Source organism: Nocardia cyriacigeorgica (genome assembly GCF_029868385.1).
Classification (GTDB): domain Bacteria; phylum Actinomycetota; class Actinomycetes; order Mycobacteriales; family Mycobacteriaceae; genus Nocardia; species Nocardia cyriacigeorgica_F.
The window spans coordinates 1-8,137 of the sequence record NZ_JARWNX010000063.1 but is presented as its reverse complement, the minus strand read 5'-3'; the positions used below and the strand labels follow the sequence as shown (position 1 = coordinate 8,137).

Annotated in this window: 9 protein-coding genes and 2 pseudogenes; 6 read left to right on the top strand and 5 right to left on the bottom strand. The window is 66.3% G+C overall.

The genetic code is table 11. The annotated features are described in order from the left end of the window. Positions 1 to 150: pseudogene (locus QH168_RS25425) on the bottom strand (proteasome accessory factor PafA2 family protein); the annotation flags it as partial. 185 nt (positions 151 to 335) lie between these two features. Between QH168_RS25425 and urtB the strand changes: the two are divergent. From urtB to QH168_RS25400, 5 genes are read left to right on the top strand one after another with little or no spacing between them, the layout of a single operon-like run. Beyond that, positions 336 to 1,220 (top strand): urea ABC transporter permease subunit UrtB, encoded by an 885-nt coding sequence (gene urtB, locus QH168_RS25420; protein ID WP_280468354.1) that lies wholly within the window; start codon positions 336 to 338, stop codon positions 1,218 to 1,220. Further along, positions 1,217 to 2,368 (top strand): urea ABC transporter permease subunit UrtC, encoded by a 1,152-nt coding sequence (urtC, locus tag QH168_RS25415; RefSeq protein ID WP_280468352.1) that lies wholly within the window; start codon positions 1,217 to 1,219, stop codon positions 2,366 to 2,368. The genes urtB and urtC overlap by 4 nt, the downstream gene beginning before the upstream one ends. Further along, positions 2,365 to 3,186 carry an urea ABC transporter ATP-binding protein UrtD gene (gene urtD / locus QH168_RS25410; protein WP_280468350.1) on the top strand — a complete coding sequence of 274 codons (822 nt, stop codon included), beginning with the start codon at positions 2,365 to 2,367 and terminating at the stop codon, positions 3,184 to 3,186. Before urtC ends, urtD begins: the two co-directional genes overlap by 4 nt. Next, complete coding sequence (gene urtE, locus QH168_RS25405) at positions 3,170 to 3,862, top strand: urea ABC transporter ATP-binding subunit UrtE (RefSeq protein WP_280468349.1); 693 nt, start codon at positions 3,170 to 3,172, stop codon at positions 3,860 to 3,862. The genes urtD and urtE overlap by 17 nt, the downstream gene beginning before the upstream one ends. Before the next feature lie 3 nt (positions 3,863 to 3,865). Next, complete coding sequence (locus tag QH168_RS25400) at positions 3,866 to 4,555, top strand: GntR family transcriptional regulator (RefSeq protein ID WP_280468348.1); 690 nt, start codon at positions 3,866 to 3,868, stop codon at positions 4,553 to 4,555. 22 nt (positions 4,556 to 4,577) lie between these two features. On the opposite strand, the gene QH168_RS25395 is transcribed toward QH168_RS25400, so the two are convergent. Then, positions 4,578 to 5,471 carry an NERD domain-containing protein gene (locus QH168_RS25395; RefSeq protein ID WP_280468346.1) on the bottom strand — a complete coding sequence of 298 codons (894 nt, stop codon included), beginning with the start codon at positions 5,469 to 5,471 and terminating at the stop codon, positions 4,578 to 4,580. A 194-nt stretch (positions 5,472 to 5,665) separates the two neighbouring features. After that, positions 5,666 to 6,043, bottom strand: a complete 378-nt coding sequence (locus QH168_RS25390) for a VOC family protein (protein WP_280468344.1) — start codon at positions 6,041 to 6,043, stop codon at positions 5,666 to 5,668. A gap of 102 nt (positions 6,044 to 6,145) precedes the next feature. Here QH168_RS25390 and QH168_RS25385 point away from each other — a divergent pair, with 102 nt between their 5' ends. Beyond that, positions 6,146 to 6,904 (top strand): TetR/AcrR family transcriptional regulator C-terminal domain-containing protein, encoded by a 759-nt coding sequence (locus tag QH168_RS25385; protein WP_280468342.1) that lies wholly within the window; start codon positions 6,146 to 6,148, stop codon positions 6,902 to 6,904. A 206-nt stretch (positions 6,905 to 7,110) separates the two neighbouring features. On the opposite strand, the gene QH168_RS25380 is transcribed toward QH168_RS25385, so the two are convergent. Beyond that, positions 7,111 to 7,656: a carboxymuconolactone decarboxylase family protein gene (locus QH168_RS25380; protein ID WP_280468340.1), complete on the bottom strand. Its 546-nt coding sequence runs from the start codon at positions 7,654 to 7,656 to the stop codon at positions 7,111 to 7,113. Positions 7,657 to 7,893: 237 nt separating this feature from the next. Next, a pseudogene (locus QH168_RS25375) lies at positions 7,894 to 8,137 on the bottom strand (hypothetical protein); the annotation flags it as partial.

Here is an 8,137-nt window from a genome sequence, read left to right as displayed (position 1 = left end):
CTGCGGGTCCCGATCACGGTTGCGCAGATGTTCGACAGCGCGCGCATAGTACTCGCGCTGGATCTCGAGGGCACTGGCCTGGCGCCCGCCCGCCAGCCGGACCGGGCGGCGTCCGGTGACGCTCTCGTGAACAGGTCGGAGCCGGACCGGCCCGCACGACACAGTTCGGCGCCGGATTTTGTGGTGTGCCTCATAGTGGAATCGAGGTGTCGGCCAGCCGGCCGGGGGTTGCGGGGCCCGCGCCCCACCCCGACGCCACCCCGCGCCCTCGAAACCGCGAGCCACCAGGGGCCGCGAACACGCCGCGCCAGCGGCAAATAGATACGGAGTTATTGATGGAAGTCGTTGTAGGCCAGCTCTTCACCGGGTTGAGCCTCGGATCTATCCTGTTGCTCGCCGCGCTGGGTCTCGCGCTGACGTTCGGTCAGATGGGCGTGATCAATATGGCGCACGGCGAGTTCATCATGGCCGGTTGTTACACCACTTATGTTGTTCAGCAGGTGTTCTCTTCGGCCGGGGTGTCGCTGTTGGTGTCGTTGCTGGTCGGTTTCGTGGTCGGTGGCGCGTTGGGGGCGGCGCTGGAGATGGGGCTGATCCGCTGGATGTATCACCGTCCGCTCGACACGTTGCTGGTGACCTTCGGTGTCGGGTTGGTGTTGCAGCAGTTGGCGCGCGATATCTTCGGTGCACCGGCCAAGAACGTGCTGGTGCCGGAGTGGCTCAGCGGTGGTGTCACGATTCTGGATGCCGTGGTGCCCAAGACCAGGATCTTCATTCTGGTGCTCGCGGTGGTCGCGGTCACGGTGCTGGCGATCGTGTTGAAGACGACGCCGCTGGGCCGCCGTATTCGTGCGGTGGTGCAGAATCGCGATCTCGCCGAAACCAGCGGTGTGTCTTCACGCTTCACCGATATCAGTACCTTCTTCATCGGTTCCGGTCTTGCCGGTGTGGCGGGTGTCGCGCTGACACTGATCGGTTCGACCAGCCCCACCATCGGGCAGAGCTATCTGATCGATGCGTTCCTCGTGGTGGTGATCGGCGGGCTCGGTCAGATCAAGGGCACGGTGATCGCGGCGTTCGCGCTTGGGCTGCTCAATTCCTTCATCGAGTATTCGACGACGGCCTCGATCGCCAAGGTGATCGTCTTCGTGATCATCGTGATCTTCTTGCAGGTTCGTCCACAGGGCCTGTTCACGGTTCGGACTAGGAGTTTGGCATGACCACGTTCTCATCACGGTGGTTCGCGAATTCCTCGGTGCGCGTGTGGGGCGGTTTCGCGCTGGCCGCGGTGCTGTTGTTCGCGGTGGCTCCGGCGGTGCTCAGCGATTTCCGGTTGAACCTGCTCGCGAAGTTCCTGTGCTTCGCCATCGTGGCGGCGGGCATCGGGTTGGCGTGGGGGCGGGGCGGAATGCTCACCCTCGGTCAGGGCGTGTTCTTCGGTCTCGGCGCCTACATCATGGCGATGCATCTTCAGATGGCGGATGCGACGCGGATGGGCAATGAGGTCCCCGATTTCATGGAGATCGCCGGAATACGCGAACTTCCCTCGTACTGGCAGCCTTTCGCATCGGCACCGGTCGCGATCATCGCCATTCTGCTGCTGCCCGCCCTTGTCGCGGCGGTGCTGGGGTACGGCGTTTTCAAACGGCGGGTCAAGGGCGCGTACTTCGCGATTCTGAGTCAGGCGCTGGCCGCCGCTCTGGCGATTCTGCTGACCGGTCAGCAGACCATCGGCGGCTTCACCGGGTTGTCGGATTTCCGGGCGTTCTTCGGGTTCAAGCTCAGCGATCCGGTCAATCGCCAGATGCTGTTCTTCATCGCGGCGGGCACGCTGCTCGTTGTGGTCGCGGTGGTGCGCCAGCTCATGCACAGCCGGTACGGGGAGCTGCTGGTCGCGGTGCGTGACCAGGAGGAGCGGGTGCGGTTCCTCGGCTACGACCCGGCCAATGTGAAGATCGTCGCGTATGTGGTCGCGGCGTTCTTCGCGGGGATCGCGGGCGCGTTGTTCACCCCGATCGTCGGCATCATCTCCCCCGCCGATATCGGTGTGGTGCCCTCGATCGCCTTCCTGATCGGGGTGGCCATCGGTGGTCGCACCACGTTGCTCGGGCCGGTGCTCGGCGCGATCGGCGTGGCGTGGGCGCAGACGGCGCTGTCGGAACAGTTCCCGTCGGGCTGGACGTATCTGCAAGGTGTGCTGTTCATCGTGGTGGTCGGGTTCGTGCCCGCGGGGCTGGCCGGATTGTGGCCGTCGCTGCGTCGGTTCGTCCGCGAGCGCACCCCGAAGCGGGAGAAGAGCCCACCGCCACACGATCCGCCAGCCGAACCCCTACCGGTACGGACCGAGGAGAAGGTGCAGTCGCGATGACCGAACACGAACCCAGACGCGGCGGCAACGCGGGCATGTCGAGCGAATACCTCGAAGTGCGCGGACTTTCGGTGAGTTTCGACGGATTCAAAGCCGTCACCGATGTCGATCTGACCGTCCTACAGGGTGATCTGCGATTCCTCATCGGCCCCAATGGCGCGGGGAAGACGACCCTCATCGACGCCATCACCGGCCTGACCCCCGCCACCGGGTCGGCGCAGAAATCGGGTGTCGAACTGCTCGGCAAGAAGGTGCATCAGATCGCGCGGCTCGGCGTCGGCCGCACCTTCCAGACGGCGAGCGTCTTCGAACAGTTGAGCGTGGTGAAGAACCTCGATATCGCCGCTGGCGCCGGACGGTCCGCGCTGACCCTGCTGCGGCGCCGCACCTCGGTGCTGCCGAGTATCGAAGAGGCGCTCGAGATCACCGGGCTCGGCGCGCTGCGCGATCAGCCCGCCGGTGTGCTGGCGCACGGTCAGAAGCAGTGGCTCGAGATCGGCATGCTGCTGGTGCAGAACGCGTCGGTGCTGCTGCTCGACGAACCGGTGGCGGGGATGAGCGCCGAGGAACGCGAGGAGACCGGAAACCTGTTGCGCCGCATCGGTGGTGAACGGGTTGTGGTGGTGGTCGAGCACGATATGGACTTCATGCGTTCGTTCGCCACCTCGGTGACGGTGCTCGCGGGTGGGCGGGTGCTGAGCGAGGGCACCGTCGAGCAGGTGCAGGCCGATCCGAAGGTGCAGGAGGTCTACCTCGGCACCGCGGCGGCGATGACCGAATCCGATGATGAGGAGAGCGCCGATGCTCGAATTGGCTGATATTCATTCCGGTTACGGCCGGACCGAGGTGATCCACGGCGCATCGCTGACCGTGCCCGACGACAGCGTCGTCGCCATCATGGGACACAACGGCGCCGGGAAGACGACGCTGCTCCGCACCGCTGTCGGGCTGCTGACCTGCAAATCCGGCAGCATCACGTTCAATGGTGAGGTGATCACCAAACTCTCGCCGTCACGCCGGGTGCGCCGCGGGATCGCCTACGTCCCACAGGGGCAGCAGAGTTTTCCACAGTTGACCACAGCGGAGAACCTCCAGGTCGTCGCCGATGGCCGCAAACGCGGTAAGGCATTGATCGATGAATCACTCGACCTGTTCCCCGCGCTGCGGGAACTGCTCGGTCGCAAGGCTGGCCTGCTGTCGGGCGGACAACGTCAGCAGCTCGCCATCGCGAGGGCGCTGATCACCGAACCGAAGCTGCTCATCCTGGACGAGCCGACCGAGGGCATCCAGCCTTCGGTGGTCGCCGAGATCGAACGCACCATCATCGACCTGACCAGGCGCGGCGGGTTGAGTGTGCTGTTGGTGGAACAGCACATCGGCTTCGCGCTACAGGCGGCCCAACGGTATTACGTGCTGCAATCGGGCCGGATCACCTCCTCCGGCGAGGGTGGTGCGGGCGCGGAGAGCGTCGTCCGTTCGGCGATGGCGATCTGAGCCGTGACGCGACGGGGGCGGGTCCCGCTGAGTGCTCAGGTGTATGAGGCGGTGCGGCGCGATCTGGCCGAAGGTGTGCTGGTCTCGACCGAACGGCTGGGCGAGGAACGTCTCGCGGACACCTACGGGGTCTCGCGCACCCCCGTCCGCGAGGCGCTGGCGCGGCTGCTCGCCGATGGTCTGGTGGAGCGGCGCAACGACGGGCTGTACCCGTTCCGGCCGCGCCTCGAGGAACTCGATCAGCTCTACGAACTGCGCAATGTGTTGGAGTCCAGGGGTATCCAGCGCGCACTCGGTGCGCCGACGCACGATCTGGACATGGTTCGCGCCGAACTCGATCTCTGGCGCGGGCTGGCCGAGAACCCGCCCGAACCCGGACCGGACCTCATCGCGGCCGACGACCGGTTCCATACGATGCTGCTGCGCTCGGCGGGCAATGCCGCCCTCGCCGACGCGCTGGCTTCGGTGCAGGTGCGCGTACGGCCGGTGCGAACCATGGATATGCCGACCGCCGACCGGATCGCCTCCATGACCGCCGAGCACATCGCCATCGCTGAACAGCTGCTCGCCGGTGATCACGCCGCCGCCCTCGAAACGCTGACCACGCATATCGATTCGTCGCGGGCACATGTCATTGCCAGGGCGAAGGCGGCGCTACATCTGACCAGGCTGGCGCAAGCCGTACGCGACTGAGCCGCCGATGTCGGCGATCTACTCAGCACCCCTGCTGCAATGGCCAGCAGTCCACCGGGGTTCGTGGTGCGGGCGATGGTGTGGCGACCGAGGTGGTGGTGGCCGCGGGTTCGATCTCGGTCCGATCGGTGACAACGGCGCGCACGATGACGCCGAGTACCACCAGCGTCCCGAGAATCGCCGCGGTGAACACCACCCAGGCGGCGGCGGTCTGACCGCCGCTGGCCTCCGGCTTCCGGTCACGTCTCGACGGGGCCGGGCGGGCAGGTATCGAGACCGGTTTCGGGGCTGCCGCGTCGAAACCGGCGGCGAGCAGTTCGTCGCGGGTCGGGCAGATATCGCTACCCGCGGATCGGGTGAGCGCCGACGCCGCGGCCGCGACCCGATCCGCGGTCCAGCTGCGTGAGGGGGAGCCGAAGTTCTCCAGGTAGATACGGAATTCGGTGAGATCGGCGGTATTGGCGACCACCACATCGAGGCCGGGGCGCAGCGTGGTGCGAGCCGGGCGCACCACCGCACCACGGAACGGCAGCAGTACGACGGCGCCGCAGAGATGGCCGGGATCCTGGAGCGAGCGCTCCAGCGCGGACTTCACCTCGTGCACCGCGTTTTCCAACTGGTCGGACACGCTCACATCAGCGGGCTGGTCCAGGTCGGCGGGCTGGGAGCTGATGGTCCACGGCCCGTCGGCGGCCACCTCGAGCAGGCCGCTCTGCCTGCGCCGGAACCCGCGCGCCTCGAGCACGGTGACCCCGTTCGGCGTCCAGACAACGGCATCCACCTGCCGCTTCCCATGTTCTGGCCCCACCATGAGATCGATCAGCGCCACTCCGGTAGTGGGCAGCCTGCGCAGGCATTCGACGAATTCCCGTTCGGGCGCGGACAGTTGCGCCCCCGTCTCGATCTTCACCAGCATCGTGCACAACCCCTGACGTGCGTCCCGATCCAGCCATCGCTCGGAGCGCCGGGCAGAGCACCCCCCGACACTCGCCTAGATCATGACCGCCTACCCCGCCGATTGCCACCCCAACAGCGGGTCCCCCCGACGAGTGGCACCTGAGCGCGGGGCGTTCTCGCAGTTCGCCGCAGGCAGGTGCCACTCGCGGGCAGTCAAACCCACTGGACCAGTTGGATGAGGATGCCGTTGGGGTCCGACATCTGGAAGTAGCGTTCGCCCCACTCCTCGGTCTCGATCGGGGTGACGATCGGGACGCCCTCGGACCGCAGGCGTTCGTACTCGCTGTCGATGTCCTCGACGACGAAGACCACGAGCAGGCCCTCACCCGCGCTACCCGCCGCACTGGCCGGTTTGAAGGATTTCAGTCCGGTGCGCAGGTAGATGAGGTCCATACCGGCGTCGGGCCGGTTGAGGGCGACGAAACCGTCGGCCGACATCTTCTCGGTGAAGCCGAGGTGGTCGATGACGAACTTCGCCGAGGCCTGCGGATCGGCGACATTGAGCGAGATGGCGGATTCGGTGATGCGCATGGCGGCTCCTTCGATCGGTTTCTCTCTACTAAGTACGTTATACTTTGTAGAGAAATTTCCGATCAGACGCACTGTGACATGAATCACCCATAAGGAGGCCGTGTGGCGAAGGAGCGCAGCAGCGCGGGAGATCCGGTACGGACGCTGGAGCTGCTGTGGCGGGTTCCCGGCCCCACCGGTCGCGGGCCGAAACAGCGCAGCAGCGTCGACGCCGTCGTCGCGGCGGCCATCGAGATCGCCGACGCCGACGGCATCGGTGCGGTCACCATGCGGGCGGTCGCCACCCACCTCGGCCTCACGCCGATGGCGACCTACACCTATGTGCCAGGCAAGGCCGAGCTGATCGATCTCATGCTCGACGCTGTTTACCTGGCGATGCCGCGCCCCGATTCGAGCGCCCTACCGTGGCGCGAGCGCATCACGGCCGTCGCGGAGCAGAACCGCGCCATGCTGACCGAACATCCGTGGGTCGCGGATGTCCCGACCACCCGTCCGCCGCTCGGACCGGGACAGATCGCCAAATACGACCACGAACTGCGCGCCTTCGCCGGGCTCGGCCTCGATGACGTCCAGATGGACGCGGCCCTCACCCACCTGCTCGGTTTCGTCACCTCGGTGGCACGCATCGCCAACGACACCGCCCGCGCAGCCGCCGCGAGCGCCCGATCCGATAGCGAATGGTGGGAACGCGTCGCGCCCCTGCTCGAAACCCTGGTCGACGCCGAGCGATATCCATTGGCGACTCGTGTCGGCGCGGCGGCGGGTAATGCCTACGACTCCGCCTACAGTGCCGACCACGCCTACGAGTTCGGGCTCGCGCGAGTTCTCGACGGTCTCGCCGCGCTGATCGAACGCGGCTGAAGTATCACGAACGGACACGCGGGGCCAGACCAGGGTCACCGAGCGTGACGGTCGCCCGGCGTCACGAACAGATACGCGTGGCGGGCAGATCCGCGGTGGCCTCACCATCGACCGGGCGATGCTCGATGGAGTCGCGGCGGCGGTGGAACCCTACGGGCCGAACAAGCCAGACGTTCTGCGGCAGCTGCCGGTCCGGCGGTCGGCGACTACATCTGGTCGCGCTGGATGCGCAGGGCGGTGATCGTGGAGGCCAGACCCTCGTATTGGTTTGCCAGCAGGACGATTTCGATGAGGTGGCGATCGTCGTAGTAAGCAGACAGCTGCTGCCAGGCCGCGTCATCGATATCGCGGGTGGTGACCAGTTGGTCGACGACGGTGAGCAGGGCGCGATGCTTGCCCGACCATCCGTCCGCGTCCGGGCCGGTACGCACCCGGTCCAGGATCTCCGGGGTGACACCCGCGCGCCTGCCGAGTTTGATGTGATGGTCCATCTCGTAGTCGCAGGAGCGCAGATGGGCCACCCGCAGGATGACGAGTTCGGCTTCGTGCCTGGTCAATTTGCCGCCGGGCATGAGCTTGCCGGAGTAGTGCAGCCAGCCGCGGAACAGTCCACCGGTGCGGCCGAGCGTGCTGAACAGGTGCGCGTCGGAGGTTCCGGCCGCCCGCGAGAGCACCTGCCAGACCACCCAGTTGATCGGCCCCAGCTGACGTAGCCGTCCCGGGGAAACACGTGGTTGCGACGTCGAAACCATCCTGCTCGCCTCTTTCGCGATATGGGCACCCGGCGCGGTATCGGCACGATCGGGCACGCTGGCCGTGGCCGAGCCTACCCGCGCGTATCCGCGGGTATTCGTGCACCGGGAAATGGTGCAAATACTCCGGTGTCCGTCCGGCACTTCTGTGCTGGACGGACACCGGATTTCACTCAGCGGGGCTGGGTCACATTCTCAGCGGGCTGGGTCACATTCTCAGCGGGCTGGGTCGCATTCTCAGCGAGGCTGGGTCGCATTGAAGAACTGAATCGCGGCGGCGACACCGACCGGAACTCCGATCGCGATCATGCCAGCGGCCGCACCGAGCGCGACACCGACCGCGGCGCCACCGATACACAGACCGATCGGACCGGCGAAGAACGTCGGCACCACCAGCGGCGCACCGATGATCGCACCCGCCACACAACCGAGCACACCACCGACCAGCGAACCGAGCAACGTGCCCACCGCCGTCGCCAAA

Bases quoted from the DNA above. Each gene is read 5' to 3' on its own strand.
- urtD (WP_280468350.1), top strand. From the start codon at position 2,365: ATGACCGAACACGAACCCAGACGCGGCGGCAACGCGGGCATGTCGAGC.
- QH168_RS25380 (WP_280468340.1), bottom strand. From the start codon at position 7,656: ATGGTTTCGACGTCGCAACCACGTGTTTCCCCGGGACGGCTACGTCAG.
- urtE (WP_280468349.1), top strand. From the start codon at position 3,170: ATGCTCGAATTGGCTGATATTCATTCCGGTTACGGCCGGACCGAGGTG.
- urtC (WP_280468352.1), top strand. From the start codon at position 1,217: ATGACCACGTTCTCATCACGGTGGTTCGCGAATTCCTCGGTGCGCGTG.
- QH168_RS25395 (WP_280468346.1), bottom strand. From the start codon at position 5,471: ATGCTGGTGAAGATCGAGACGGGGGCGCAACTGTCCGCGCCCGAACGG.
- QH168_RS25390 (WP_280468344.1), bottom strand. From the start codon at position 6,043: ATGCGCATCACCGAATCCGCCATCTCGCTCAATGTCGCCGATCCGCAG.
- urtB (WP_280468354.1), top strand. From the start codon at position 336: ATGGAAGTCGTTGTAGGCCAGCTCTTCACCGGGTTGAGCCTCGGATCT.